General features: G+C 62.8%; 30 protein-coding genes, 1 other RNA gene and 3 pseudogenes. 8 read left to right on the forward strand and 26 right to left on the reverse strand.

The window, feature by feature from the left end:
- The 3 genes and pseudogenes from C6W92_RS05965 to C6W92_RS05975 form a co-directional block, all read left to right on the forward strand.
- On the forward strand, window positions 1–164 hold a 164-nt coding region (locus C6W92_RS05965), incomplete at its 5' end, for an IS3 family transposase (RefSeq protein ID WP_164989180.1).
- A gap of 27 nt (window positions 165–191) precedes the next feature.
- Window positions 192–374 (forward strand): annotated as a pseudogene (locus C6W92_RS05970) (IS21 family transposase); the annotation flags it as partial.
- Window positions 304–768, forward strand: a pseudogene (locus C6W92_RS05975) (ATP-binding protein); the annotation flags it as partial. The pseudogenes C6W92_RS05970 and C6W92_RS05975, both read left to right, overlap by 71 nt.
- 174 nt (window positions 769–942) lie before the next feature.
- Here C6W92_RS05975 and C6W92_RS18185 read toward each other — a convergent pair.
- Window positions 943–1,416: pseudogene (locus C6W92_RS18185) on the reverse strand (site-specific integrase); the annotation flags it as partial.
- Between the two features lie 309 nt (window positions 1,417–1,725).
- On the opposite strand from C6W92_RS18185, the gene dusA reads away from it, so the two are divergent.
- Entirely contained in the window at window positions 1,726–2,715 is a 990-nt protein-coding gene (gene dusA, locus C6W92_RS05985) for a tRNA dihydrouridine(20/20a) synthase DusA (protein ID WP_129432111.1), read from the forward strand.
- A gap of 4 nt (window positions 2,716–2,719) precedes the next feature.
- On the opposite strand, the gene mnmH is transcribed toward dusA, so the two are convergent.
- From mnmH to cobS, 4 genes are read right to left on the reverse strand one after another with little or no spacing between them, the layout of a single operon-like run.
- Window positions 2,720–3,754, reverse strand: a complete 1,035-nt coding sequence (gene mnmH, locus C6W92_RS05990; protein WP_129432112.1) for a tRNA 2-selenouridine(34) synthase MnmH — start codon at window positions 3,752–3,754, stop codon at window positions 2,720–2,722.
- A gap of 2 nt (window positions 3,755–3,756) precedes the next feature.
- Window positions 3,757–5,631, reverse strand: a complete 1,875-nt coding sequence (gene cobT, locus C6W92_RS05995) for a cobaltochelatase subunit CobT (RefSeq protein WP_129432113.1) — start codon at window positions 5,629–5,631, stop codon at window positions 3,757–3,759.
- Complete coding sequence (locus C6W92_RS06000; RefSeq protein ID WP_129432114.1) at window positions 5,628–6,347, reverse strand: aspartate/glutamate racemase family protein; 720 nt, start codon at window positions 6,345–6,347, stop codon at window positions 5,628–5,630. The genes cobT and C6W92_RS06000 overlap by 4 nt, the downstream gene beginning before the upstream one ends.
- The gene (gene cobS / locus C6W92_RS06005; RefSeq protein WP_129432115.1) at window positions 6,347–7,333 is read right to left on the reverse strand and encodes a cobaltochelatase subunit CobS; all 987 of its coding nucleotides are present in this window, start codon (window positions 7,331–7,333) and stop codon (window positions 6,347–6,349) included. The genes C6W92_RS06000 and cobS overlap by 1 nt, the downstream gene beginning before the upstream one ends.
- Window positions 7,334–7,501: 168 nt before the next feature.
- On the opposite strand from cobS, the gene C6W92_RS06010 reads away from it, so the two are divergent.
- From C6W92_RS06010 to ssrA, 3 genes are all read left to right on the forward strand, one after another.
- Window positions 7,502–8,044, forward strand: a complete 543-nt coding sequence (locus C6W92_RS06010; RefSeq protein ID WP_129432210.1) for a sigma-70 family RNA polymerase sigma factor — start codon at window positions 7,502–7,504, stop codon at window positions 8,042–8,044.
- The gene (locus tag C6W92_RS06015) at window positions 8,041–8,742 is read left to right on the forward strand and encodes an anti-sigma factor (RefSeq protein ID WP_164989181.1); all 702 of its coding nucleotides are present in this window, start codon (window positions 8,041–8,043) and stop codon (window positions 8,740–8,742) included. Before C6W92_RS06010 ends, C6W92_RS06015 begins: the two co-directional genes overlap by 4 nt.
- An 87-nt stretch (window positions 8,743–8,829) precedes the next feature.
- Window positions 8,830–9,184: a transfer-messenger RNA gene (ssrA, locus tag C6W92_RS06020) on the forward strand.
- Window positions 9,185–9,217: 33 nt separating this feature from the next.
- Here ssrA and C6W92_RS06025 read toward each other — a convergent pair.
- From C6W92_RS06025 to C6W92_RS06045, 4 genes are all read right to left on the reverse strand, one after another.
- Window positions 9,218–10,294: a tyrosine-type recombinase/integrase gene (locus C6W92_RS06025; RefSeq protein ID WP_129432117.1), complete on the reverse strand. Its 1,077-nt coding sequence runs from the start codon at window positions 10,292–10,294 to the stop codon at window positions 9,218–9,220.
- A gap of 230 nt (window positions 10,295–10,524) precedes the next feature.
- Window positions 10,525–11,166: a hypothetical protein gene (locus tag C6W92_RS06035; RefSeq protein WP_129432119.1), complete on the reverse strand. Its 642-nt coding sequence runs from the start codon at window positions 11,164–11,166 to the stop codon at window positions 10,525–10,527.
- A gap of 140 nt (window positions 11,167–11,306) precedes the next feature.
- Window positions 11,307–11,528: a hypothetical protein gene (locus C6W92_RS06040; protein WP_129432120.1), complete on the reverse strand. Its 222-nt coding sequence runs from the start codon at window positions 11,526–11,528 to the stop codon at window positions 11,307–11,309.
- Window positions 11,528–11,815 (reverse strand): hypothetical protein, encoded by a 288-nt coding sequence (locus C6W92_RS06045; protein WP_129432121.1) that lies wholly within the window; start codon window positions 11,813–11,815, stop codon window positions 11,528–11,530. Before C6W92_RS06045 ends, C6W92_RS06040 begins: the two co-directional genes overlap by 1 nt.
- A 311-nt stretch (window positions 11,816–12,126) precedes the next feature.
- On the opposite strand from C6W92_RS06045, the gene C6W92_RS06055 reads away from it, so the two are divergent.
- On the forward strand, window positions 12,127–12,339 hold the full coding sequence (locus tag C6W92_RS06055; RefSeq protein ID WP_129432123.1) for a hypothetical protein: 213 nt from the start codon (window positions 12,127–12,129) through the stop codon (window positions 12,337–12,339).
- A 137-nt stretch (window positions 12,340–12,476) separates the two neighbouring features.
- On the opposite strand, the gene C6W92_RS06060 is transcribed toward C6W92_RS06055, so the two are convergent.
- The 17 genes from C6W92_RS06060 to C6W92_RS06145 form a co-directional block, all read right to left on the reverse strand.
- Window positions 12,477–12,842 carry a hypothetical protein gene (locus tag C6W92_RS06060; protein ID WP_129432124.1) on the reverse strand — a complete coding sequence of 122 codons (366 nt, stop codon included), beginning with the start codon at window positions 12,840–12,842 and terminating at the stop codon, window positions 12,477–12,479.
- On the reverse strand, window positions 12,832–13,593 hold the full coding sequence (locus tag C6W92_RS06065) for a hypothetical protein (protein ID WP_129432125.1): 762 nt from the start codon (window positions 13,591–13,593) through the stop codon (window positions 12,832–12,834). The genes C6W92_RS06060 and C6W92_RS06065 overlap by 11 nt, the downstream gene beginning before the upstream one ends.
- A complete protein-coding gene (locus C6W92_RS06070) occupies window positions 13,538–15,913 on the reverse strand; it encodes a hypothetical protein (RefSeq protein WP_129432126.1) in 2,376 nt (791 codons plus the stop codon). Before C6W92_RS06070 ends, C6W92_RS06065 begins: the two co-directional genes overlap by 56 nt.
- Window positions 15,914–15,922: 9 nt before the next feature.
- Window positions 15,923–17,533, reverse strand: a complete 1,611-nt coding sequence (locus C6W92_RS06075) for a terminase TerL endonuclease subunit (RefSeq protein ID WP_241691081.1) — start codon at window positions 17,531–17,533, stop codon at window positions 15,923–15,925.
- Window positions 17,524–17,934 (reverse strand): phage terminase small subunit P27 family, encoded by a 411-nt coding sequence (locus tag C6W92_RS06080; RefSeq protein WP_129432127.1) that lies wholly within the window; start codon window positions 17,932–17,934, stop codon window positions 17,524–17,526. Before C6W92_RS06080 ends, C6W92_RS06075 begins: the two co-directional genes overlap by 10 nt.
- Complete coding sequence (locus tag C6W92_RS06085; protein WP_129432128.1) at window positions 17,931–18,254, reverse strand: phage head closure protein; 324 nt, start codon at window positions 18,252–18,254, stop codon at window positions 17,931–17,933. Before C6W92_RS06085 ends, C6W92_RS06080 begins: the two co-directional genes overlap by 4 nt.
- Window positions 18,251–18,673: a DUF3168 domain-containing protein gene (locus C6W92_RS06090; protein ID WP_241691082.1), complete on the reverse strand. Its 423-nt coding sequence runs from the start codon at window positions 18,671–18,673 to the stop codon at window positions 18,251–18,253. Before C6W92_RS06090 ends, C6W92_RS06085 begins: the two co-directional genes overlap by 4 nt.
- Window positions 18,661–19,068, reverse strand: a complete 408-nt coding sequence (locus tag C6W92_RS06095) for an HK97-gp10 family putative phage morphogenesis protein (RefSeq protein ID WP_277815885.1) — start codon at window positions 19,066–19,068, stop codon at window positions 18,661–18,663. Before C6W92_RS06095 ends, C6W92_RS06090 begins: the two co-directional genes overlap by 13 nt.
- The gene (locus C6W92_RS06100) at window positions 19,068–19,379 is read right to left on the reverse strand and encodes a head-tail connector protein (RefSeq protein WP_129432129.1); all 312 of its coding nucleotides are present in this window, start codon (window positions 19,377–19,379) and stop codon (window positions 19,068–19,070) included. Before C6W92_RS06100 ends, C6W92_RS06095 begins: the two co-directional genes overlap by 1 nt.
- A gap of 3 nt (window positions 19,380–19,382) precedes the next feature.
- Window positions 19,383–19,862 carry a hypothetical protein gene (locus C6W92_RS06105; protein WP_129432130.1) on the reverse strand — a complete coding sequence of 160 codons (480 nt, stop codon included), beginning with the start codon at window positions 19,860–19,862 and terminating at the stop codon, window positions 19,383–19,385.
- Window positions 19,863–19,874: 12 nt separating this feature from the next.
- Entirely contained in the window at window positions 19,875–20,222 is a 348-nt protein-coding gene (locus C6W92_RS06110) for an HNH endonuclease (protein WP_129432131.1), read from the reverse strand.
- 31 nt (window positions 20,223–20,253) lie between these two features.
- On the reverse strand, window positions 20,254–20,649 hold the full coding sequence (locus C6W92_RS06115; RefSeq protein ID WP_129432132.1) for a hypothetical protein: 396 nt from the start codon (window positions 20,647–20,649) through the stop codon (window positions 20,254–20,256).
- A 24-nt stretch (window positions 20,650–20,673) separates the two neighbouring features.
- Window positions 20,674–22,221 carry a phage major capsid protein gene (locus tag C6W92_RS06120; RefSeq protein ID WP_129432133.1) on the reverse strand — a complete coding sequence of 516 codons (1,548 nt, stop codon included), beginning with the start codon at window positions 22,219–22,221 and terminating at the stop codon, window positions 20,674–20,676.
- A complete protein-coding gene (locus tag C6W92_RS06125) occupies window positions 22,218–22,601 on the reverse strand; it encodes a hypothetical protein (RefSeq protein ID WP_241691084.1) in 384 nt (127 codons plus the stop codon). Before C6W92_RS06125 ends, C6W92_RS06120 begins: the two co-directional genes overlap by 4 nt.
- Window positions 22,588–23,787 (reverse strand): phage portal protein, encoded by a 1,200-nt coding sequence (locus C6W92_RS06130; protein ID WP_129432134.1) that lies wholly within the window; start codon window positions 23,785–23,787, stop codon window positions 22,588–22,590. Before C6W92_RS06130 ends, C6W92_RS06125 begins: the two co-directional genes overlap by 14 nt.
- A gap of 758 nt (window positions 23,788–24,545) precedes the next feature.
- Window positions 24,546–25,385, reverse strand: a complete 840-nt coding sequence (locus C6W92_RS06140) for an AAA family ATPase (protein ID WP_129432136.1) — start codon at window positions 25,383–25,385, stop codon at window positions 24,546–24,548.
- Window positions 25,382–25,936 carry a hypothetical protein gene (locus C6W92_RS06145; protein WP_129432137.1) on the reverse strand — a complete coding sequence of 185 codons (555 nt, stop codon included), beginning with the start codon at window positions 25,934–25,936 and terminating at the stop codon, window positions 25,382–25,384. Before C6W92_RS06145 ends, C6W92_RS06140 begins: the two co-directional genes overlap by 4 nt.
- Between the last annotated feature and the right edge of the window lie 141 nt (window positions 25,937–26,077).

Below are 26,077 nucleotides of genomic sequence, written 5' to 3' on the forward strand. Positions count from 1 at the left end.
TCCACACGCTCAAGGTCGAACGGGTTCATCACCGCGTGTACGCCACACGGGACGAAGCGCGCCGGGATCTCTTCGCCTACATCGAAGGATTCTACAATTCACGCCGCCTGCATTCCGCGATAGGCTACAGATCACCGGCCGACATGGAGCGCATGGCGGCCTGACCCCGTCCACTTTTTCAGGGCAGGATCAGGTATCGCGAGCCAACGCCGCCGCTGAACATCGCGGCACCGGATGGGCTACGGCTGGTCTGCGAGCCGGTGGCCGATTGCAAACGTTACCACAGCCTCAGGAGACCCAACCATGGAAAGATCACAGGCGCTGGACGCGATGAGCCAGCTAAAGCTCTACAGCATGAAGGCCGCCTACGATGAGATCATCACCACGGCGGTAAAGCGGCAGCATGAACCGCAACAGATCGTAGGCGACCTGCTGAACGCCGAGATCAGCGAGAAGCAGGCGCGCTCGATCAAATACCAGATGACGATCGCCAAGCTGCCTCTGGCGAAAGAGGTCGACGAGTTCAGCTTCGAAGACACGCCGGTCAACGAGACGCTGGTGGGCGATCTGACCTCCGGGGAGTTCCTTGAGCATCAGCGCAACGTCGTCCTCATCGGCGGCACCGGGACCGGCAAGTCCCACCTTGCCGTGAGCATCGCCCGGGCCTGCCTCCGGCGCGGCAAACGGGGGCGTTTCTTCAATGTCGTGGATATCGTGAACAAACTTGACGCCGAGGCCCGCGCTGATCGCCAGGGGCGCACGGCAGACTCGTCGAAAGGCCGTTCCGCCCGAACGACCATTGTAAGGGAAAATTCTGCGGCGACCGCCCGGGACTGCCCGTTGCTCTTCGATCAGCGCGCATGGGTCGTACCCAGAGACGGAAAGCAGGGGAATGCGCTGGTCGTTTCCCGTCTTGCGGCGTGGATCCTTTCGATCCCGGATGAGGAGCATCCTTGTGCGAGGATTGTAGTCTCCCCACCGAACCCGGCAGATCTCATCTTGTCGCATGGCGGTCGCGATCGCGAAGCGAACAACACGTGCCACGGGAATGTACTGCCTCGGATTGCTCTCAAGTGCATTGAGGATGGCGTCAATCTCGTCCTCGCTTGGACGACGGTCCCGTTCATTTCCCTTGCCAACCAGGCCGAGCCGGGAGAGTGTGATCCGCGCGAGATCACCCCCTTCTGTCGGGGCGATGATGCCGTGAACGGCCGCCGCATGGGGGCGGATCGTCTTGATGTAGCCAAGGTCGATACCGACCGTTACGGGGCCAGCACCTTCCTTCGCGCGCTGGCGGCCGAATTCGATGAGCTTTTCGCGGCTCAACTCGGCCGGCTTCAAATTCCCGAGGCGTAGCGCCAAAAGATCCAGACTTGCGGCTTTCGACCTACCCAGCTCCTTACCGACCTCCGCCAAATCTTTCTGTGAAGATCGATGAGGTTCCCAAATGTCTTGGCCGTGGCCCCGCCAGCGTGTATAGGTTCGCCGCGATCGATCTTGCCCTCAATGGTCCGTGCCCAAAGCTCCGCGTCGCCGCGACGCAGGAAGGACTCGCTGACGTAGTTTCCTTTGCGTCTGACCTGGACTCGCCAGGAGCCCGAAGGAAGCTTTGATGGTCGCCATTTCGTGTGCTCTATGTGTGCAGTGCGCGATCGAAACGTGGCGTATTTGGTCGTAGAATGGAGTGCACACGCCGCCGCGCGACGAGTTGATGATAATAGCAAAATGACGAAATATCAAGCACATAGACTTGCCGTTGCCCCTATGATGGACTGGACGGACCGCCATTGCCGGTATCTTCACCGGCTGCTGAGTCGTCATGCGCTGCTCTACACGGAAATGGTCACGGCGCCGGCCCTTGTCAGGGGCGGGGCGCTGCATCTGCTTGACCATTCCCCGCAGGAGCACCCGGTCGCGCTGCAACTGGGCGGGTCGGATCCGATTGAGCTGGCGCGGGCGGCGCGGCTCGGGGCGGAGGCGGGCTATGACGAGATAAACCTCAATTGCGGCTGCCCCTCGGACCGGGTGCAGTCGGGCACGTTCGGCGCGGTGCTGATGCGTGAGCCGCGCCTTGTGGCCGAATGCTGTGCCGCGATGATCGCCGCGCAGTCGCGCGAGGTCACCGTCAAGTGCCGCATCGGCGTGGATGAGCAGGATCCCGAGACGGTGCTGCCCGACTTCCTGTCGCGGCTTCAGGAGGCGGGCGTGCGGCGGGTCATCATCCATGCGCGCAAGGCGTGGCTCGATGGCCTCAGTCCCAGGGAAAACCGTGACATCCCGCCGCTGGATCACGATCTGGTGCTGCGGATGAAGGCGCGCTTTGCCGATCTGCACATCTCGGTCAACGGCGGCATTACCTCTCTGGACGAAGCGCAGGCGCTGCTGGATCAGGGCCTCGACGGGGTGATGGTGGGGCGCGCGGCCTATCATCAGCCGGCCGATATCCTGTGCGCCGCCGACCGGCGCATCTTTGGCGTTCCCGGTCCGGACAGCACGCCCGAGGGCGCGGTGCGCGCCATGCTGCCCTATATCGAGGCGCATCTGAGCGCCGGTGGCAAGCTCAACCAGGTCACGCGGCACATGCTGGGCTTCTTCGCGGGCCGCCCGGGGGCGCGCGGCTGGCGGCGGATGTTGTCGGAGGGGGCCACGCGCCCCGGTGCCGGGCCGGAGCTTGTCGAGGCGGCGCTGGAGCAAGTGGTGCAGATGGCGGCCTGAGCGCTCAGCCGTGGCGGTCGGCGAGGCGGCGTGCGGCCACGCTGAGTGTGGCGTCCGACAGGTCGGGCAGGGCGAACGGTGTGGCTTCTGCCTTGCTCACCCGCCGATAGCGCGGGTCGTAATGGGTGCGGATGAGGTCCTCGACCAGTGGTGCGAACTCTCCTGCCGCCGCCCATGCCCGCCATGTGGCAACCTTCTCGTGCCCGTGATAGCGCACGAGGCGTTCGAGGACCGCGTCGAGCCGGGCGGGATCGGCGATCATGTCCTCGTATTCGGCGAGGATATGCCCCACCCGCGCCGCCATCGGCGCGTCAACCCGGATGCCGGGCGCCGATTTCATCGCCACGGCGAACGCGGGCGGAAGGGTGATGCCCCCGATCCGCGCGCTCTCGGCCTCAAGGAAGACGGGGCGCGCGCGATCGAGCGCAGCCACGCGCATGGCGAGCGCGCTCTCGAACGCCTTTTGCGAGGGTTGCTCCGTGCCGATGAGGCCAAAGAGCGAGCCGCGATGCCCGGCCAGCGCCTCGAGGTCGATGACCTGCGCACCCGCGGCGCCAAGATGCGCCAGTAGCCGCGTCTTGGCCGTGCCGGTGCCCCCGTCAATGAGCAGGACGGGGCAGGGAAAGGGGCTGTCGTAGAGCGCCGCCACCACCAGCCTGCGATAGCTGCGATAGCCGCCAGCGATAGTGTCTGCGCGCCAGCCGATCTGTTGCAGGATAGAGGTGAACGAGCCCGACCTCTGCCCGCCGCGCCAGCAATAGACCAGCGGCCGCCAGCCACCATCGCGATCCGCCAGTGGCCCCTCGATATGTGCGGCGGCATTGCGCGCGACCAGCGCCGCACCGATCTTGCGGGCGAGGAACCGATCCTCTTGGACGTAGATCGTGCCGACGCGGGCGCGTTCAGCGTCCGACAGCACCGGCAGGCTGATCGCGCCGGGGACGTGATCCTCGGCGTATTCCGCCGGAGAGCGCACGTCGATGACCTGATCGAAGGGCAGGGTGCCGAGATCGCCAAGACTGTCGAGCGTGACCGGCACGCTCAGCTTGCCCGCCGTATGCCCATGACGCGGGCCCGCGCGCGCGGGTCGCTGTCAAAGAGCGCGGCGAGTTGCTCAGTCATCGCACCGGCAAGCTGATCGGCGTCGGTGATGGTCACCGCGCGATCGTAATAGCGGGTGACGTCATGGCCGATACCGATGGCCAACAGTTCCACCTGTTTGCGGCGTTCTACCATGGCGATCACGTCGCGCAGGTGCTTTTCGAGGTAGTTCGCGGGGTTGACGCTCAGCGTGCTGTCATCCACCGGGGCACCATCGGAAATCACCATCAGGATCTTGCGCGCTTCCTTGCGCGCCACGATCCGCCGGTGCGCCCATTCCAGCGCCTCGCCGTCGATATTCTCCTTGAGCAGGCCCTCTTTCATCATCAACCCGAGATTGTCGCGCGTCCGCCGCATCGGCGCGTCGGCGGATTTGTAGATGATGTGGCGCAGGTCGTTCAGGCGACCGGGCAGCTGCGGGCGGCCCTCTGCGAGCCATTTCTCGCGGCTCTGCCCGCCTTTCCACGCGCGGGTGGTAAAGCCCAGAACCTCGACCTTGACCGAACACCGCTCCAGCGTTCGGGCCAGCACGTCTGCGCAAATGGCGGCGATGGAGATGGGCCGCCCGCGCATCGAGCCGGAATTGTCGAGCAGAAGCGTCACCACCGTGTCGCGGAACTCGGTATCCTTTTCCACCTTGAAGCTGAGCGGCGTGGTGGGATTGGCCACCACGCGGGCAAGGCGGCCCGCATCGAGGATGCCCTCCTCGCGGTCGAACTCCCAGCTACGGCTCTGCTGCGCCTGAAGGCGTCGTTGCAGCTTGTTGGCGAGCCGCCCGACCGCACCCTTCAGCGGGTCGAGTTGCTGGTCGAGATAGGCGCGCAGGCGTTCGAGCTCGACCGGGTCGGCGAGTTCCTCGGCGCGGATTTCCTCGTCATGGCTGGCGTCATAGATCATGTAGCCCGGATCCGCCTCGGAGGCGGGCGGCGGCGGTGGCGGGTCGAGCGGCGCCTCGCCCTCGGGCAATTCCGTCTCGTCGTCCATGTCCTGGTCGGCCATCTCGTCGAGGCTGACCTGGGCCTGTTGTGCGTCCTGCTGTTCGTCCTGGCTGCGCTCGGGATCGGCGTCGGCTTCGTCCTCGTCGCTCTGGTCCTCGCCCTGGCTCTCGGGGTCGTCCTCTTCGCCGGTCTCTTCTGCCTCGTCTTCCTGGTCGTCATCGGGGCTGTCGGGGTCGTCGCCCAACTGGTCGCCATAGCCCAGATCCTCGATGATCCGGCGGGCGAATTTGGCAAAGGCGGTCTGATCGGCGAGCGTCTCCTGCAAGTTCTCCAGCGTGCCGCCCGCCTGCTCCTCGATGAAGCCGCGCCACAGCTCCATCACGTTCTGCGCGCCCGGTGGCAGGTCGCGCCCCGTGGCGAGGTGGCGGATGAGATATCCGGCGGCGGCGGGCAGCGGGGCGTCGTCGGTCGAGGTGACGCGGTCAAAGCCGAGCCGCCCGGCCTCTTGCGCGATACGCGCGTCGATATTGGTGGCGGTGCCGGGCATATCGCGCGCGCCCACGGCCTCGCACCGCGCGGTCTCCATCGCCTCGTAGAGGTCGCGCGCCATGTCGCCCGGCGGCGCGTAGCGCGCATGCAGCGCGTCATCGTGGAACTTGTGTCGCAGCGCCAGCGCATCCGCGGTGCCACGCGCCAGCAAAACCTCCTCGCGGGTCATCCGGCGGCTCACCTGCGGCAGGCGCATCGCATCGCCCGAAATCCCCGCCGGATCGACCGAGTAGCTCACCGTCAGGTCGGTGTCGTCGGCCATCACCTTGGTGGCATTGGCCAGCGCCTTCTTGAACGGGTCGGCGGGGTTGTCGGAGGGTTTTGTCATGGCATCGCCGCCGTTTCTTCAAGACTGCGCCGCCCGGTCGCGAGGTCGGCCAGAACCGACACATGCACGTCGAGCGCATCGATCACTTTATAGCCCGTATCCTGACCGTCAAAAGCCAGGTTGAGGTCTGTGCCGGCCAGGAGGACCGCTTCGGCCCCTTGTTCAGCTACCATCCGTCGTCCGGCATCAAGAAAGAGCGCGCGTTGCGTTTCGGTGCATCGCCCGGCGACCGCCATGTCCTGATAGCTCTGTCCCAGCGTCTCGATCTCGTCGTCGATGGCGACGGCCTCGGTCTTGTGCAACTGGCCATAAAGTCGGGTGCGCATGACGACGCGGGTGCCCAGAAGACCGACCCGACGGATGCCGGTTTCCACGAAATGATCGTCAAGAGGGGCTACCGCCGAGACGAGTGGCAGTGGCGACCGCTGCGCCGTCTCGTCGAAGCAGAAATGCCCGCCGAGCGAGGTGATCGCTGCACAATCTGCGCCCGCTGCTTTCAAACGGTCGATCAGGGAGAGGTAGATTTCCGCCTGCTCTTCGCGACGGTCGGCGAGGTTGTTGCGAATAAGATCCTGCACGTCCGCGTGGACGATTGTCAGTTCAAGCCGTCCGCCAAGCCGCGCAACGGCGGTCGTGAGGCGTTGATAATAAACGACCGTCGCCGCTACGCCGATGCCGCCGATCAGGCCGATATGGAGGCCACCGGCAGCCGACATTACTGTACGCTCACATTCGCCGCGCTCTCGGGAAGTTCCTCGTCGAAGCAGCGCTGGTAGAATTCCGCCACGGTCTGGCGCTCCAATTCGTCGCACTTGTTGAGGAAGGTGAGCCGGAACGCATAGCCCACGTTGCGGAAGATGGTGGCGTTCTGCGCCCAGGATATCACGGTGCGGGGGCTCATCACGGTCGACAGCTCGCCATTCATGAAGGCGGTGCGCGACAGGTCCGCCACCGTAACCATGCGGCTGACGGTCTGGCGCCCCTCGGCGGTGTTGAAGATCGGGTTCTTGGCCAGCACGATCGCCGTCTCTGCGTCGTGGCTCAGGTAGTTGAGCGTGGCCACCAGGTTCCAGCGGTCCATCTGGCCCTGGTTGATCTGCTGCGTGCCGTGGTAAAGCCCCGTGGTGTCACCGAGGCCAACAGTGTTGGCCGTGGCGAACAGGCGGAAATACGGGTTGGGCGTGATCACCTCGTTCTGGTCGAGCAGCGTCAGCTTGCCATCCGCCTCCAGCACCCGCTGGATCACGAACATCACGTCCGCGCGCCCGGCGTCGTATTCGTCGAACACGATGGCCGTGGGGTTGCGCAGCGCCCAGGGCAGGATGCCCTCGTGAAACTCGGTCACCTGCACCCCGTCGCGCAGCTTGATCGCGTCCTTGCCGATGAGGTCGATCCGGCTGATATGGCTGTCGAGGTTGACCCGCACGCAGGGCCAGTTGAGCCGGGCCGCGACCTGCTCGATATGGGTCGATTTGCCGGTGCCGTGGTAGCCTTGGATCATCACCCGGCGATTGTGCGAGAACCCCGCGAGGATCGCCAGCGTCGTATCGGGATCGAATTTGTAGGTCGAATCGAACTCCGGCACCCGTTCGCTGCGCTGGGCAAAGCCCTTCACGATCATGTCTGTGTCGATGCCGAAAACCTCGCGCACGGCGATTTCCTCGGTCGGTTTCGCGTTGATGTCAATCGTGCCGTCAGCCAATTCGCCGGTCCTTCGATAGGGTCGCTGTTTCGTTGGAGTCGTGGTGCAACATATCGCGTGGAAGGGCAAGGGGAAGGGGCAAGATCGGGTTGGCCTCATGGTTCGTCCGCACTGGTCATACCGGCCTGTCGTGCTAGGATGGGGTGCGAACGGGACAGTGGCGAGCATATGGCGACGCGCGACGACATAGAACGGTATATCCTGCGCGCCGCGCAAGGGGACCGGGCGGCGTTCAAGGCACTCTATGACGCCACGTCGGCGAAACTCCTGGGCGTTGCCCTGCGTGTGTTGAATGACCGCGCGGAGGCCGAGGATGTGTTGCAGGAAATCTACGTCAAGATCTGGCACAATGCCGCGCGTTACAATGTCAACGGGCTGAGCCCCATGACCTGGCTGATAACGATCGCGCGCAACAGCGCCGTCGACCGCCTGCGCAAGCTGCGCCGGGCCGGGACGACCGACGTGCTCGAAGACCGGATCGCCGACACCGGGGCAGGGCCCGAGACGCAGGCCATCGCCGCCTCCGAGCGGCGGCGGCTCGACGCGTGCATGGAGGAGTTGGCCGCGCCGCGTGCCGAGGCCGTGCGCCGTGCCTATCTCGACGGCGAGACCTATGCCGATCTCGCGGCGCGGTTCGACGTGCCGCTCAACACGATGCGAACATGGCTGCGCCGCAGCCTCTTGAAGCTGAAGGAGTGTCTGTCGCGATGAGCGATCAGGACCAGCCAGACCGGGACGAGGACCACATCCTCGCGGGCGAATACGCGCTCGGCCTGCTTTCGGCAGAGGAGGCGGCGGCGTTCGAGGCGCGCATGGTGCGCGACCCGGACCTGCGCGCCGCCTACGCGCAATGGGCCACGGATTTCGCCGACATGACCGACGAGATCGCGCCGCAGACCCCGCCCGCCCATGTCTGGCAGCGGATCGAGGCGGGGCTGTTCCCTCACGCCCGGCCCCGCGCCGGCTGGATGCGGCGGCTGGCGCTCTGGGGCGGCGGCCTTGCGGCCGCGGCGGTGCTGGTCCTGGCGCTCGTTACCGGCGGCGACTGGGGTGCGCCGCCGCAAGCGCCCGCCGAGGCGCTCTACCGCGCCGAGGTGGCCGCGGAGGATCGCAGCCTGGTGGTCGATGCCGTCTATGACGCCGCGACCGGCACCCTTTTGATCGACCGTGCGGCGGGTGCGCCAGCGCCGGGCCGCGCGCTGGAACTGTGGCTCATTGCCGGAGAGGCGGCGCCGGTCTCGCTCGGGGTTCTGCCCGAGGACCGGCGCGGGTCGATCCCGGTGCCCGACGCCCTGCGCCCGCGCCTGCCCGGTGCCGTCCTCGCGGTGTCAGACGAGCCCCCGGGCGGATCGCCCACCGGCACACCCACAGGCGACGTTCTGGCCACCGGCGCGGTGCGCGACACCTAGACCGGCTGCTGAAAAACGCTTTCACCGCCGTCGGCCAAGCCCCCGCCCGGCCCTGTCGCGTACAAATCGCGGGAGGCAGGTGCCACCCCCCTAGGCAAACGCTCGTACAGCTCCTATATTCAGGGTGTTCCCGGCAACGGGGACTATGGACATAAACGCGCTCGTAATAAGCGGATCGGACCCGGGGGCGGTACCCGGCGGCTCCACCAATAATCCTTCATTTGGGGATCATGGGGCCGAAACAGGATCGACGAACGTCTAAAGGGGTTATGCTTTGTCCCGGTGAGGTACCACCGTTATCGGTCCGAAACGTACAGTTGCAAATGACAACCGTGCTCCGGTGGCCGTTGCTGCGTAAGCAGTAACCAAACCGAAACTTAAGCCCTTGCCTCTAGCAAGGTAAGGCGGGGTTCGCAGGCACCTGGCAACAGAAGCCTGCACTCTAATTCCTGTCCGGTAAGTGCCTGTATTGTCTTCATTTCTGCTTTCCACTTTTCCAACGTTTTACAATTGTGTCGTCGGTTTGTTCGCGTAACCCTCTCAAAACAGCCTGCCCACTGGCCTTGCGGTCAGCATGGCGGCAGTAGTGCTCGACCATCTCGACAGACATCCCCACCATGTCTGAGATCAGCATGGCGGTGTATCCCTCGCCCCTCAGACGAATGACCGCATTGGCCCTCAGCCCGTGCGGCACAGCCCCCTCTAGGATCGGATGCTTCTTTCGCTCGCGATCGAACGCCTTCCACATCTGATTCGTGCTGAACGGCTTGCCTATGCTCTTGCCATGCTCCTGCAAAAGATATGGGCCTGGACGGCGCTCCCATGTCGCCATTTCGGCTTCAAGCTCGGGGAAGATCGGGCACCACGGCTTCACGCCCGTTTTCTTCTGAGAAAGGCTGAAACCGCCTTCATCCTCATCGTTAGGATTGAGGCGCACAACGTCACTGATCCGCTGGCCGGTGTAGCGGCTCAGGAAGTAGAAGCGCCGCACCATGCCCGTGAAATGCTTTTCCGCGTAGTCGAGTTGCTCTTGCGTCCAAGGGCGGTGTCCTTCGCCCTTAGCGAACCGCTCGACTCCTTGAGTAGGATCATGGGATAGCCGGTCAGCCGGCCCGGTTGCCCAGGCCACCAGGGCCCTGAGCGCGTCCAAGACATTATTTGCCGCGCCGGGCTTTTCGGCCCCGATCTTGCGAACGAGCGCGTCCACATGGCGTGGGCGCAGTTCTCTTGCGGGCAGATCGCCCCAAGCTTTGCGGGCGGGTTGCAGGTTACGCCGATAATGCGCCTGCGTGCCCCTGCTGATTTTCCTTTGACGTGTTTCCCAAGATACCTCGAAAGCGTCAATGAGGGCGCCGATGGTATCGGTCGGGGTCGGCCCAAACGTGCCCTGTGCCTGCCTCACCGCCTGCCAAAACTCGGGTGTCTGCGGATCGTCGGGCAGACGGATGCGTTCGCCAGCGTGCGGAGTACCCCTGCCTTCCTGATAGTAGAAGTACTCACGTCCTCGGGACACGACGCGGTGCACATGGCGCGGCAGAGATACCTTAGACATCGTTCAGCCTCGCCATGAATTGGTCAGTATCGCTATCCATCTGAGGCCTCAGGGACGCGATTACATCTTCCCAGCACCAGCGAACAGACCCGCCGCGCCTGATCGGCTTTGGCAGGAAGCCACGCCGGACCCACTCGTCAACCGTGCTCTCGCTGATATCCAACTCCGCCGCCAAAGTTGCCTTTGACGGGAAGGCTGGGGGGCGATTGCCAGTGAGCGGGGCAGGGCGGTTAGCCATCGTCGGCACTTGTCGAAGCAGGAGAATTTTCCACCCTTTCACGGGCGCGATTAAATAAAATACGAACGCTGATCGAGAGAGTCGTTCGCGCGCCAATTATCACTGAAGGCTCAGAATCAAGCTCCCAACGCCAAGGAAAACTATTGATGTCCGTTCCAAGGAAGCAGTCATGTATCCCTAATGCAGCGCCCTCGAAAAAACATGCGGCGTGCGCCCTATCCAATTGCTCTTGAGTCCAACGCCGATCCGAAGCAGCGAGCTCATCAAAATCAACCGGACACCCAAGACGACTGAACAATTCACGCGAACGATCCAAAAGCTCTCTCTGCCGGACCTCGGGCGCCCCGATATCTCTTAACTTTTTAAAAAGCTCCAAAATTCTATGAGCGTGCATTTCATCAAGAGACGAAGGCTTTTCGGAATCGGGCCAAGTAACGATACTCCGCAGATGGTCAATCGACCCTTTCAGGGTCTTCGCATCCCTGCAGAATTGCAGCATCTCACCCGCAATAACCGCCAAGCGCATTTCAAATTCTGAGTAATGCTTTCTGTGGCCGCCGACATCTGGCGCAACGACACCTAAGCGCACAAGGTAATCAAGCTGTACAGGCGTTATGCCTGCCATCTTGGCCATCTGTGTGCGATAGAGAGGCTTTGGGGCTTTGCTCATGTCAGCACGTTATCAGAAAATTTCTAATTCGCAACCCCTATCAGATCAAATCTGACTAAGGGCCGGGCGGGGCGCGCCCCGCCCTTGTCGATCTGGTGAAGGCGTCAGGCGCGACCGGCGCGTTCGGCCTCCTCTATCGCCGCGTTCAGTTCCCAAGCCTTTTGAATGGCTACCTCGATCAAGGGCATCATCGCATTGCGAGCGCGCCTTGCTTCGGGGCAATCGCGCCCACCTTGCGCAGCGGTGTATAGTACGTCCATGCCCTCAACCATGCCGGCAAGTGAAATTGCATCGACCGAAATGTCGGAAAGCGTTTTACCGGCCATCAGGAGAGCCCTCCGAGCTCACCGCGCGCGCGGGCAATGTCTTCAGGCGTCATGTCGGGACAGATGCCGCCCACACCCACCCATTCGAGCTCGTGAGCTCGATCAGCCTGGTTCAGCTTGTCCCGCAAGAGGTCGATCAGAACATGCAAACTCTCGCTGCTGGGCGTTGAATTACTCGATACATCTTCAGCGATCCTTTCAACAGCGTTCAGCGTTGCGCGCGCCTGGAATAGAAGGTGGGCGGTTTTCTCGTGATTCTCCCGAACATGGGTCGGCACCTGTGGCATTGTCTTTTCTCCTATCTTTGGGTAATGATCCGTATGGATCAATATGCACATTGATCCTTTGGGATCAAGAGGGGTCATGACTGGAAATCAGCTGCGCGCGGCGCGATCTCTTCTCGGATGGTCACAGGCTCAGGTCGCGAATGCTTCCGGGTTATCTGTCCCGACGGTTAAGAGGGCTGAAGGTGCGGGCACATTGTCTGCATCGGATAGCGCAAAGGCCGCGATCCGCGCCGCCCTTGAGGGGGCTGGGATCGAGTTCATTGCCGAGAATGGCGGGGGCGCAGGAGTACGCCTAAAAAAGGAGGGGAGCAATGTTTGAAGTTGGAAAATCATACGAAATCTGCGAATTAATCCTTTCTGATCAAGGATATGATCGGGATCGCATTACTGAAACGGTTGTGGCAGTCGATGGCAACCTGGTTGAATTCCAGAGCGGCAAGATTCTGAACCTTTCGTCCCCTCTCTTTCACAGCGCCATGAAGCCGCTTCATGAACGTGTGAACGAAAGGTTGGACAGCTCATAGAATCGCGCGCCGCGCCCGGCAGGCTGTCGGGCCGCGCGCTGTCGCGGTTTACCCACTCACGACTTACGGGGTTGCATAGGGCCGGTATGCAAGGCCCAGGGCGCAACCTGCCCTATTCGGTTTGCTCGCGCACCAAGTCAGCCCATTACCGCGTCGAACAGCGCCGGTGATAGCGCGTGCCGGGATCCACGTTGGATCGTCTTCACCCCGTCGGGGTGATTGTCCGCCTTGCTACGCGAGTAGTGCTCAAGCAACGCCCCATCCATCGCCTCGATAATTTGCACATGGCGTCGGGCCAGTGGGGTTCGGGTGAGGCGGCACCATGCCTCGATCTCCGAGAAGCTGATCGGGGTCGGGCCGAAGCTGTTCCAAGTCCGGGCGCGGGACAGATCGGCGAAGGCCCGCCACAGGATAGCACTGCCGGCCGGAAGGCGCGGCTCCTTACCCTGCAGCTTGCTGGCAACGGCCTCGCATAGCTGCGTTGTGTAGAGCTCATCCCTCATCTTCGGTCAGGTGCGCTGGAAGGATCACTCCGCGGGTCGGGTCTATCGGCTCACCGATCACATCTTCGGGCCATCGGTGAGTTATCCAGGTGCGGCAGTGGCCTTGGTTCACCAAGGCGAGCTGAACGAAACCGCCCGCATTATACGGATAATCCGCTTCGTCTTGAAAAATCTTCCCGCTGGACTGGCGCCCCGCGCAAACAATGCGAGTCAGAGTAGCGCCCTCGTCTTCGCCGTCACGTTCCTGGTCCAACCCGCAGGATTCCCATGCCTCGGGGTGCGGCGCGGAGCTTGTCCATGTGCCGTAAGGCTGCATTTCGTGTGCCACCCAGGGCTCCAAAGTGACGGTCTCCCCGGTTTCGGCATTCTGGCTTCCCTTCGGATAGGTTAAAACGCGGTATGCCTTGAACTCTTGCGCGCGGCTCGACCACCCAGCCGCGACGACGTTGCTGCGAATGTCATCGCACATAAGGCGTCCGCTCTCGATCATCTGGTTTTGAGCATACCGGACCATTCCGGGAAGGAACTCGACCAGGTGATCGAACTCTTGGACAGATTCCGGCATAAACAGGTCTATCATCGTATCAAGCTTGCCCATGCCGGTGACACCGATTGCGCAGCTAAGCGAAGGGTAGATTTTTATCTTTTCGAGATACTGGTGAACGGCACCTGTCCTCGGGTCGGTAGACACACCATCAGCCGCCAGCAACGCGAATTCTTGGGGCCTTACCGCCACTGTAAGAACGCTCATCAGATTTCCTTTCCATGATCGTCTCCGGGCCAGCTTCACATTGCGGTGCTGGCCCCACCAGCCCGCCGTTTGCGAAACCTTTCGCCGCGCTATGCATCGCCTGCAGTCTACCGACTCCAATGGCCTGCGTCGCCTTCTTGCTGAATACGAACTCACCGGCGTGCACCACCCCGGCGGGCTGATCCTTGTCGCCCGGGCCAGTGAATCCGCCTTCTGAGAACCCAAGAAGCCCGCCGATGACCTTGCCGATCCCGCCAGCCTTGGAAAGGCCAGTGATCGCAGCCTCGAGCTGCACCTGCGCAATTCGCTGCAGCAGCTGCCCCATCGCGTCTTTCGCGTCGGAAGCCCCGTTCAGAATGCCGCCGAACATCTGAGACAGTGCCGCCGCGCCACGCTCGGATGCGATCTCCGTCTCGCGCATCCGGTCAGCGGCCGCGCTCGCCTGGTCAGCGGATCGGGTGTAGGCGTCGGCAAGGCTGTCCACCGCCGCTTCCAGTTCCGGCGTGATCTCCAGCCCGGCCCGCTGCGCGGCGTTCAACAGCCGGGCGCGCTGCATCGCGAAGTCGATTGCGCTGCCATACTCCCGGCCCGAGTTCGCCGCCAGGACAAGCGCCGCCGCCTCGGCCTCCAGTTCCGCCGTGCGCTCGCGGATCGCCTCCACGGCGCGGCTGAAATCGTCTGTGCGGGCAACACCACCGCCACTACTCCCGCCGCGCATCTCCGCTCGCCGCGCGACATTTAGCCGGGCCTGCGCGTTGATCTGGTCTTCGGTGAGTTGAACATCCTCGTTCGCGGCCTCACGGCGCAGGCGCGCGGCCTCCTGCTCGACGGCGATCTGTTCGACGGTCAGGTTGCGGCGTCGCTCCTGTTCTTCGATGAACGCCTGCGCGGCTTCCCGCTCGGCCTGCGCCCGCGCTGCACCTTGGGCGCGGCGCTCGTTCTCGATATCCTGGGGTCGTCGTTCGGGCGTCTCGCTCGCCTCGTTCTTCACGTCCCGCACGCGTGCGACCAGCAACTCCACCAGAGAAATCAGCCCGCCGAACTGCGATTTGATCCCGTCCAGGCTAGATCTGTCCAGCCCGTCGATCCCCTCGACCGCCTCATCTGCGCGGCGATCAAGATCGACAAGGCGCTGCGAAAAGTCAGCGGCGGAAATCTCGCCGTTCTTGAACTCCGAGGATGCGCTGGCAATGTCGATTGCGATTTGCCGCATTTCTGCCGCCGCCTCGGTCTCGCCCGTGGCGCGCAGTTGGCGCAACAGGTTGCTGAAAGCCTCCAGCGCGCCGCGTGTCTGGCCCTCGATGCCATCGACCGCACCGGACAGATCGCGCAGTTCGCGAAGCGACTCGCCGATCAGTGACAGGTTCCCGCTCAACCGGTTGAACAGGTCATCGCCCAGCAGCCCCCGCGCGGCCTCATCACTGCCGAAGATATCCGACAGGTCGCTGCGCTGATCCATCAGGTCGCGAGCCGCGTCGAGCACTGGTTCGAACGCATCCGCTGAATCGACCGCGATCCGTTTCAACCCGGCGGACAGGGTGCGGGTCAGATCGTCGAACCGGTCGTCGAGTTCCTCGGCGCGGTCGATCAGGTCACGGTCGATCACCTGCCCGGCGTCTTCGGCGGCGCGAACCATGCGGTCGATCTCATCCGCCCCGCGCGCCAGGGTAGAGGCGAGCCTGCGGCCCGTGTCGCCGAACGCGGCCTGGGCGATAGCGGCCCGCTCCTGATCCGAACTGGCGCGGCGGATCACGTCGGCCACGTCGCGCAGAAGTTCCTCCTGTGTGCGCAACTCGCCGTTGGCGTCGTGAAGCTGAATGCCGTATCTCTCGACGAACCGGTTCAACTCGCCGGTTTCGTTCGCCGCCTCACCAACTCGGCGGTTGAACCTCTCCAGCGATGCCGTCACCTCCTGTTGGCTGACATTGGCAGAGCGGGCAAAGCCGCGCTGGACGGCCTGCAGGAACTCCACATCGACGCTCACGTCGCGCGCGGATTTGCCCAGGGCTGACAGTTCCGAGACCGCGCTGCGCACCCCCGAGGAAAAGCCCGCGAAGCCCGCCGTGGCCAGCAGCGGCGTGAAAAGCCGCATGGCGCGGCTGACCGTGCCAATTGCAGTTGAGGTGCTAGCCATCGCCAGATTGATCCGGCCCGATGCACGGGACATGTCGCGTTCCATGCGGCGGGTTGCGCTGCGCGAGTCCCGCTGCAGCTTGTTGTAGGTCCGCGTCCCGCGACGCTCGGCCTGTTTCATCTTCTTCTCAAAATCTGAAATCCGCCCCTCAAGCTGAACGAAAAGGCGCTCGGTATCGTCTGCCATTGCGGCCTCCTATGCCAGGAACATGTCGTCTTCGAACCAAGGTGCCTCAGTTATGAATTGCGTCTCGCCAGCAGCGGCACGGGCCACGGCCATCGCAGTTGCGACAGCGCCGTCGATCTTGTTGCCGCTCTTGCCCTTGTGAAATGACCGGTTGCCGGCCGGATCGACGTGAAGCTGGATATTCTCGAAGTTCCAGCGCAGCACCGGGTGGCCACCGTGTTTGAACCGCCCGCCAAGGATCGCGCGTTCCAGTTCCTTCACGGCAGGGGCCATCGTCACCCAGCCCTGCCGAAACTCTGTCACCGGGATTCCGTCCTGATCCAGATCGGCCATCATCGTGCGGCCATAGGTCGGATCGAACGCGACTTCGCGCACGTTGAAGCGGGCGCAGAGTTCGCGGATATGGGCCTCGACCGCGCGCAGATCGACCGTGTTGCCAGGCGTCGGGATGATATGGCCCTGTTCGGCCCATGCCACATAGTTGACGCCGTGACGGCCGCCACGGTCGCGAAGGTTGTCCTCGGGGCAGAAAAACCAAGGATGAACCTGATAGCCGTCATCGCCGTCCCTCCAGGCCGCGACCACGCACGTCAGGTCTTCGTTCTTCGACAGGTCAACGCCCAGCCATGCCGGGGCCTGCACCATGTCGAGCTCCTCGAGGTCGACCGGGTGATCGCCCTGGTCATAGGTGTGCATCTCGACGAACGGGCTCGTCGATTGGTCCAGCCATCGGTTGAGATTGTATTGCAGGAACGAGTCGAGCTCGAATGGGCTGTGCCGCGCCTTGCGCGCCTTGTCTCGAAAGCCCGCAATGTCGGGATAGCCGAACTCAAGCCCCGGATTGGTGGCGAACCAAACCGACTCGTCCTGATAATCGTCTTCGGGCTCAGCCATGAAGATCACGGGCAGGGTGGCCGGATCGTCGATCTCGCCCTTCTGCACCTTCATCGCGTAATCCACGGTTTGCCAGGCGAGGTTTTCCTGCCCGCGCCCCGACGTACTGGCCACGATCATCAGCGTGCCGGGCACCTTCACCAGCGCGGAGTCGAGCGCCTCCCATTGGCGCTGCCCCGCCGCGCCGTGCCATGCGTGCAGCTCGTCCGCGATCACGACGTTCGGGGTCTTGCCGTGTTGAACCTTGCCGTCGCTCGCCACGGCAATGTAGCGGGACCTGTGAGCGGGAAATCGGATGGTGCTCGTGTACTCGCGAACCTGCATGTGCTTCATCAGGCGCTTGTCATTCTCGATAATGAGCGCGGTTTCGTTGAAGAGCTCCATCGCCTGTTCACGTGCGGCCGCGGCGCTGACGATCAGGTTGCCGGGCTGGCGCTCAGGGCCGATCAGGTGCAACAGATTGATCGCGGCCGCCAGGCTGGTCTTGCGGTTACCCCTGGGCAGCAGCAGCACGACACGCCGCACGACACGGCTCCCATCTTCATGACGCGGACCATATATCCGCCGGATGACCTGCTCTTGCCACGGATCCAGCTTGAAAGGGTGCCCTAGTTCCGGATTCTTGGGGTGCTTCAAGCGCCGCAGCCATTGAACAGCCCGCTCCCCCCGCTGCAGCGGGTCATCGACAGCCTCAGGGCTGTTTATCCAGGCCGGAGTCATAACCATGAGGTTTGCAACAAGTCGTCTTCGGGATCATCGTCTTCCCTGATGCTCGGCCTGGAACGGCTGACCGGCGTAAGACCGAGCTCTGCGGCAAGCTGTCTTGCCGTCTGCATGGCGTCCTTCAGAACGAGCGAAGCTGGATTGCGTCGCAAGTTTCCATGAAGGTCCTCATAGACGTGGCCGCGCTCTTGCAAAACACTATCGGCCTCGCGTGCAGTGCTTATGGCCATGCAGTAATTCTCGACGCTGCCCATGTCCGCTTCGGTCAGAATTCGCCTCTCCACGAGTAGCGGCATAATCCGGTGCCATTCAGCTTTTGCCTGAGCCGTCATCCAGTCAGGCGCCGAAGAGACCTCTTCGACCGTGTTGTCGTCTGGCTTCAGTTGCGGCTTTCTTCCCTTCACGGCTCAGCCCTCACGGTTGCGGTGCGGATTTCCAGATGCCGCCGCATCGGATCCGATACGATCTCGCGGATGTTATGCACGACGCCATCGAACAGGACGCGCTCGGCGTTGGTAATGCCCTCAACAAAGCGCGTGCGGAACACCACGGTGTCTTCGTCGCTCGCCCCTTGGTTCCTCATGAATTCCTCGGTCGATTGCTGCACGAGCTCCGCGCGCAGAAATGCGAGGGTCTGCCACGACGCCAGAGGCGTGCCGAGCTCATCGACCGTCGTCGTCGCCTTCTGGATTTCGATATGATAGCGCAGCTTTCCCGACCTCATGGCCCATACTCCAGAACAAGGGCTTCGACCGTCACGATCCCATGAGACGTTGCGCCGTCCGGGTCGCGCACGGCGCGGGCAGAGGCGATTTTCAGATCGGCCAGGTGAAAGGCCGGCCCGAGTGTCGGGCGCTCATGCAGGGCCGCGCGGATCGCGCCGTTGATCGCGGTCGCACCGGCAAGGCTCGCCTCCTGTTTCCAGACATGGATCGTGTGGAAAATGCGGGTGCGCTTGCGGGACAGGCTATCGCCCTCATCAACCTCCTGGGCCTCTCCGAGGATGATTGATGGGCTTGGTGCGGGCCGCTGATTACGATCAAGGATCGCGGTCGCTGGCACAAGGTCGGTCACGGCAGGTGTCGCCACCAGCCGCGCGCGGATCGCCTTTTGCAGTGCCAGTGCTGCGCTCACTTGTTCCATTCCTCCTTGATCGCCTTCGTCATGGCGCGCTTGATCCTGGTCTCAGACCGTTTTCGCAGCACCCTGAACGCGGGCCAGAAGAAAGGTTGCGCCGGGGCCTTTCGCGTTCCGAACTCGACAAGGTGGGCATAACGAACATCGCCGTTTCCTGCGGTCACCGCCGCTGCGCCCTCGGGCACGGTTCGCGTGCCGCCTGGGTGACTGTGCGCGGGGGTGTTCTTCGGCCCGACCGTCACTGCGATGCTGCCCACCAGATCGCCGGTATCCTCGGGGGCGAGCGTCTCGGCCATCCGCGCGATTTCATCCGCCCCCTTCTCGGTCGCGGACGCCAAAGCCCTGCGCGCCGAAATCGGCATGGCTCGCATCTTGCGTTGAAAGCCCTTGATCCCCGTCACTAGAAACTCCAATCGCGATACTCGGCCACGATCTCAGGCAGGCTATGAGGCGGGGTGGTGACGCCTTGCCCGACGATCCCCGCTTCACGCTGTTCGAACCACCACGCGGCCAACTGCAGCACCGCCTCTTTCAGCGGCGCGGGGATAGGCTCCTGGTCAACGCCGCCGAACTGTTCCTCGATCTTGAACCCCAGCAGCCGCTCGACATGGGCCTGCGCCGCCTCGATCTTCTGGCTCAGGGTCACGGCGTGGCCCTGCACGCCCTCAAGGCCCAACTGGGCCTCAAGATCGGATAGCTGCACGATAGCCATGGATTACGGTCCCGCCGCCGCGTCAACGCGCACGACGTTGCTGTTCACCCAAAGGCTGGCGTTCAGCTTCATCACGTTGTCGGCGGTATCGAGCGCCTCGGATGCGCTGCCCACGGCGGCGACGAACAGGCGTTCGCTCGGGGTGCCACCCTCGGGGGCGTCGTTGAACTCGACCTTGAACGCATAGTTGAAGATCGTCTTCTCGGCGGCGATCAAGGCGATCTGACCGGCGTCGGCATAGTCGATCCCCATGACCACTTCCATGCTGCCCGCGTTCCGGCTTCCCTTGAGCCGCCGGGTGCGGGAATCCCCAATAGAGGTGAAAGAGATTTCCTCGGACGTGTCGCCGAAAGAGCCAAGGCTTTCGAGTTCCTTGATCTCGGTCCACGTCTCGGTGGAGAAATCGCTTTCTACAAAATCGGTCGATTGGGTGTCTTTCACGCCGCCGATGAACAGCTTAGCGCCTGCGGTTGCAAAGATCATGGCTGATCCTCCTTAGTGATGAGTGCGGCGCTCAAGCCGCTGTTTGGTTCGGTTGTGGCAAGGCCCGCAAAGGGGTTGCCAGTTCTCACGATCCCAGAACAAAGCCGTGTCGCCTTTGTGCGGGGTCTTGTGATCGACGACGGTTGCCCTTGCACCGCACATGACGCAGAGCGGATGCCTGCGAAGGAACGCCGCGCGGGCCTTTTCCCATGTGCCGGAGTATCCGCGCTGCGAACTGTTCGGGCGGGTGCGGTCGAACCGGGCCTTGCGCTCCGCGTCGCGCTTGCGCTCGCACGGGCACCGGGCACCGCTGGCCACGCGGTGACCGCACGCGCAGAGCCTCGGGGGCTTGCGGGGCATGTGTCACCTCCTATGGTGGCCAGCGGCGTCATCAGGCTGCAACCGGCATGTCGGCGGGGTGGCCCTTGATGACCGTAGCCCCCAGCGCAATTGACGTGCCCGAGGCGCGGGTCAGAACAAGGCGGATGTATCGCTTCATTCCGATGTATCCCTGCCGATAGGTGCTGTCCGCTTCGAGCGTCGCGGGGAACTCGCCGATCAGCTTGGCCGCTGGCACGTCCTCGAAATCACCGCCCGTGGTCGTGTCGCTGTGCTGAACCTTGACGGAGAAGTCGCCAGCGCCAGCAATCGCGCCGGTGTTGATGACCACGGTCGCAGATTCGAAACCGCGCAGATCGACAGGATCGCCCGTTTCGGACGCGCTGCTCTTGACCGCCGGGGCAAGGCCCTGCTCAATCCCGATGTTGTTGGTAAGGTCGCGTTTCATGTCTCAATCCTCATTCTGTGGCGATTAGCTGGTCGCGGTTTTCAGCTTGCGGAAGCGGGCGGCCTGCAGCACGCGGCCCCCGACACGGCGGGTTGCGTGAATGCGTGTCATGCCCTTGGTGGCCAGAATGTAAGGGTTCACCAGGATGGACAGGGCCAGCCGGTCAACAATGCGGTAGGCGCTGAAATCGCCGAAGATGATCGGGAAATTCCCATCGCCGATATCGGGCATGTCCACCGCTTCAACCACGGGATATCCGAGGATGCGTTCCGGTTCGCCCGCCTGGAACGACGCCTGCCAGAGGAACCGGCCATCGCCATCCTTCAGCTTGCGAACTTCGCCCAGCGTCTTGCCGTTCATCATCCAGGCACCACGGCGGCGATAGGCGGCGGGCAGACCGTAGACCATATCGACCATCTTGTCGGGGCTAAGGTTTGTCGCGTGCCCGTTGACTACGTGGTCAATGTCCGGGTTGGTCATCAGCCCTTCGGGCTGACCGACGCCGGTGCCGTTGACGAAGCCGACAGCTTCCTTCTGGCCAAAGTCCTCGGCGAGTGCCAGGCGAACCTCTGCATCGGCGGTGCCGCCGCTATCGGCCAGTAGTTCGTTGGAAATATCGACGAAGGTCATCAGCTTGCGTGAGGGCACCTCAAGCTGACCGAAGGTCATGCTCGATTCCTGCGCCTCGTCCGCCTCGCCTTCCCACTGCGCATTCGTGATGCCGGTGCGCTTGGGATATTTCACAGACGGCGAGGTGATCGCGCGCACGCTGGCGAACTGCCGAAGGGGCGAGAACTCCACCAGGTCGCGGATGAATTCCTGCGACATTTCGGCGGGTGCCAGATAGCCGCCCTGTTCGTCGTTACTGACGATCAGGTTCTTCAACTCATCGGCGGGGGCTTGCTGCCCATACCGCAGATATGCGGTGAACGCCTTGCGTTCCTCGGTCGGCTCATCCTTGGGGCGGGTCTCGGTATCGCTGGGGCGGTTGGCCTTGGCCTCCAGCTTGTCGAGCCGCGCCGCGATCTTGGGCAGGCTTTCCAGCGCACCTTCGATCTCGCCCATTTTCTTCTCGATCTCGGCAGTGTCCTGCTCAAGGGTTTCAGTTTCTTCGCTCATGTCATTCTCCAGTGTTTGAGATTTCGCGGAAGTGATGCGCGCGCCGGGATGCGCAGGAACGGCCACGACGCTGATCTCCAGCACGTCGGCCTTGGTGATCTGCCGCCCCCGGCGCTGGGGTGTTGCGGCTTTCGTGATGAACCCGATGGAAAGACCGGTGACAGCCTTGGACGTGACCATTGCCCGGACCTCGCGGGCGCGGGCCACGTCGTCGATCAGCAGCCGCCCCTTGACGGTCAGCCCGTCATCGGTCTCGGCGATCTGATCCCAAACCCCGACCACCTGCCCCTGGTCGTGCCCGAACAGCATGGGAAGGGTTTCGGGGGTGTTCAGCGCACCCTTGGTGATCACGTCGCCAGTGCGATCCGGCGTCGCATAAGGCCATGCCACGCCCTCGATTGTGCCATCCTCGGACGCGGTGAGCTGCGCCTTGACCTCGATACGATCCGTCATGCCAGCGGCCTCCTGTGCGAAGCGAACCCGTCAACCTGCGTCTCGATCCACTTGGCCGCGCGCAGCACGCGGATCACGTTCGCGGTGTTGAATGGAATGGCCGCGCCGTCCTGTTCGATCTCCCAATCGAGCACGCACGCCGCCAGCGCCGCGATCCGGGCCTTCTCGCGCTGTTCGGCAGTCACGCGGCCATCAATATCGGCGATCTCGGCAAGCTCGTCGGCAAGGCGCAGTTCGGCCTTGCGCTGCGTCGCGCTATCCGGCCCCGCGACGTTGAAGCGGATGCCGGTCGGCTCGCCGTGCACCGGGTCCAGCAGGTCGAACCATTGGCCCTTTTCCTGATCGGCCACGTTCGCGGTGATCGTGTCAAAGTCCATCATCGGCACCCCCTGTTCGCTCTGGTTGATTTCCGCCCGTGTTCGGGTTGGCAAAAACCTCACCACCATCGCGCGGGGGAAGGTCGAGCCATGCGCGGCCCTCGTTCGGGTTCAGGACGCGGCTTGCGATCAGGCTGTTGATCGCCGTGGCGCGGGTTGTCAGGTCGGCACGGGTCAGGTCGTCGCGGTCGAAATGCACGCGCGTGAACGGGCGCTCCTCGGGTTCGAACAGCGATTGCCGCAACGCCCCCTCCAGCGCGACCAGCCAAGGCTCCAGCGTGTAGGTGAGGAATTCCTTGCCCAGCAGCTCCGTGTTGCTCCAGGTCATGCGGTCCATGTCGAACAGCATGGAAGGCGGAACGCGGAACGCGCGCGCGATCTCCGTGATCGCGAACTTGCGGTTTTCGAGGAACTGCGCGTCGGTTGATGTAAGCTGAAAGGGCGTAAACTCGGCACCGTCGTAAAGGATTGCCGTGCGCCCGCCGGGATCCTCGCCCTCGTGAGTTGACCGCCAAGCGGCGCGCATCTTCTTGACCGCTTCCTCGCCCATTCCCTTCGGAAACGACAGCGCGCCAGACGGCTTTGCCCCGCGACCGAACAGCCGCGCGGCGTGCCGTTCCATCACGATTGCAAGCCCGATTGCCTCACGCGCCAGCGACAGCGGACTGCGCGAGAAGGGGCTGCGAAGGTGGATCACGTCAGACGCCGCAAGCGGGCGTCCCTGCAGGCGATAGGACGGCTCGCGGGTGAGAGTGTCATACTCGACCGTGATGCTGCCACGGGTGTAGTGAATGATCTCGACCGGGCGTCCGTTCACCCGGTTGATCCAGGCAAGCCCGCCCTGATCCAGTGTCAGACCGTCGATCACCAAGTCGCGCATCAACTGCGGTGCGGTCGTGTAATCGTTCGCCTCGGTTGTCAGCAGCGGCAAGGCCGGATGCGAGGTGTCGATTGTTTCGGTGCCGTCAGGGTTGATCGTCTTGATCTGCGGCGTCAGCGTCATCGCCGCTTCGGAAATCACCCGGATCGCGCTTGACACGGCGGGCACGCGGAGCGCCGTGACGGGGCTGACACTCACGCCCGCCTGCGTTGGCGTGCTGCCGAACATTTCCAGCAACCAGCTTTCCGGGTCGGAAAGGGTGCTCTTTTGCTCGACCTCGACGGTCTTGGTTTTGTTAAACGGCCACATGCCATCAGACTGGCCTCTATTTGCAGCACCCGGAAGATAGCGTGACGCGGTATAACATTGGTTTTCATGGGTTTTCGTAAGCCCCAAACACCATTTTCGGCAAATGTTGCGCGAGCCTCCGCGCGCCGGTCCCCAGTAAGGGCGGAAAGTTCAGGACCACCCCCCCCGGCAACATTCAACACGCGACCCGCCAGATCGTACGCATCGCGCAACTCATTTACTTCTCAACCAATCCCGGAGCTCTGACCGAAAGGCGAAATAGCTTCGCCCATCAGGCCGATAGATCGGGGTCGACTCAATCTTTGCGAGCCTGCGCGCCTTGTCGACCGAAACGCCAAGAACAGCGGCGATGGTGGTGAGGCCCCAAAGTTTCTCCGAGCCTTCAACCAGGGCATCGAACCGACCTGGATTTAGGGGGGCGTTCTGCTTTCTCAAGATACTTCCTTTCTTCGCTTAGATTGCACGTTAGGCCAACGGCCTCTCCACAGGTCAGGGAAACCCCCTTTAGGGGGGTTCCCTGTCTGGACCGTTGGGGCCTTTGTTCGAGGTGATTTCCGATGATTTCATCGCAAAAATTTGCTCAGGCATACCGGGACCGTTCGCAGAATCTGCGTTGCTCGTGGGATCGCGTGGCCATCGCTTCCCGTGGCATGTTCGTTCCCTCGAAGGTCTCTGCACGAAGATCGTCCCAACGGCAGAGCATGTCTTGCGGTGGGCATACAGGTGGGCGGCGCGGGCCGCGCGACCGGGATATTCGTTTAAAGACCTAGACTTGCCTGATCCTTACCTCCCTTGGTTTTGACAATGCAGGACGTCACGGTGTCGCCGTCGCTATCCCGCCCCAGGTCGACTTGCTCCAGGGTGAACCTGTGCTCCCGGCCACCGGGCATGTCGCGCTGCTTGGTGGTGCGCGCCAGGCGAACGCCATCCTCGTCCTGGGTGAGCTCGATCTCGGTATCGACGGCCGCGCGCAGGCTGGAATGCCCGCGCGCGCCACGTGCTACATCTTTGCCGGAGTGGTGAATGAACATGATGTGCGCGCCGGTAGCATCTCGGATCATCTCCGCGCTTCGGATGAGTGAGTTGATATCGGATGCGGCATTCTCATCGGCCCCACCCATTGCCCGAGCCAGCGTATCAATCACGACGAGGGAAAATGGCACGCCCTGAGCCCGGGAAAGGTGGCTCAGCACCTCACAGATTGGGCTTGCATCGTGGTTGCGGCCTGCAAGGGTGATGGCACCCTTCATGACCATGAAACTGGCGTTCGCCGCGGAAAGTCGATTGTCGAACATGGCGCCGCCCTCGGCTGCGAGGTACAGCACATTACCAGGCCGGACTCGCGCCCCGTTCCAGGGCAGCCCCTGGTGAACGTGCTTGGCCAGGTCGATTACCCAGAATGTCTTGCCCACGTTTGCATCCCCGTAGACGCTGGAGATCGTGCCACGATCAATCCACCCCTTTATGCAGTAATCGCGCTCAATTACCGGCCGCACCTCATTGGCGAATTCGATGCGTGACAGGAACTTCTCAGCAATGGCCGAAAGGCGCTTTGGTTTGACCTCCAGCGGCTTCACCTCATCGAACGGATCTTTCATATCTGCCCGTCACGGCACCTGGCACCGATACGAGGCGTGTATGAAGAAGCCACTTTGCCGTGGCTGTCCCCGAAACGCTGTTGAGCGAGAATTAGCGCCGTCTCGTCAATCACCGCGCGCGCGAGGTCTGGCGGTATATCGTATGCGGTTTCCCCGAACCCAGCCTTGTATGTAATCATCATGCGACTCGCGGACATTTCCGAAAAGTCACCTCGCCAAACGATGTAGGGACGGTCACCGCCCCTAAAATCGAAATCCGAGTAACGCTCTCCGTCGAAACTCACGACTGGCACCTCATCTTGCGAAACAGGGCCTATCGGCAGAAGGGTGGTTGAGCTCAGTACGGGGTCGATAACCATGATCCTTATGAGTTGGCGCAACAAGGCAACCCGCGCAAAAGACTCGACCACTCTTGCCGCCTCATAAGCCGCCGCCTCCAATTCTGGCGGATGATCCAGCCGATAAGACATCACATTGGACTGCAGCTCACTAAGAACGAACGGCGCGTTTTCAGTTAAGGGTGCTCTGGTGATGGTCGATCTTGTTCTCATGCCGCGCGCTCCTGTTCAGCAAGGCGATAATGCGCTTTACAAGATGCCCGTTCGTTCTCAGCATGTTTGCAGATGTTCCGGCCATCGCTGAAAAACGCATGTCTCTGATCTTCCGCCAGAAACTCCGAATGAGGCGAAAGC

It is taken from the genome of Roseovarius sp. A46 (assembly GCF_004126395.1).
Taxonomy (GTDB): Bacteria; Pseudomonadota; Alphaproteobacteria; order Rhodobacterales; family Rhodobacteraceae; genus Roseovarius; species Roseovarius nitratireducens.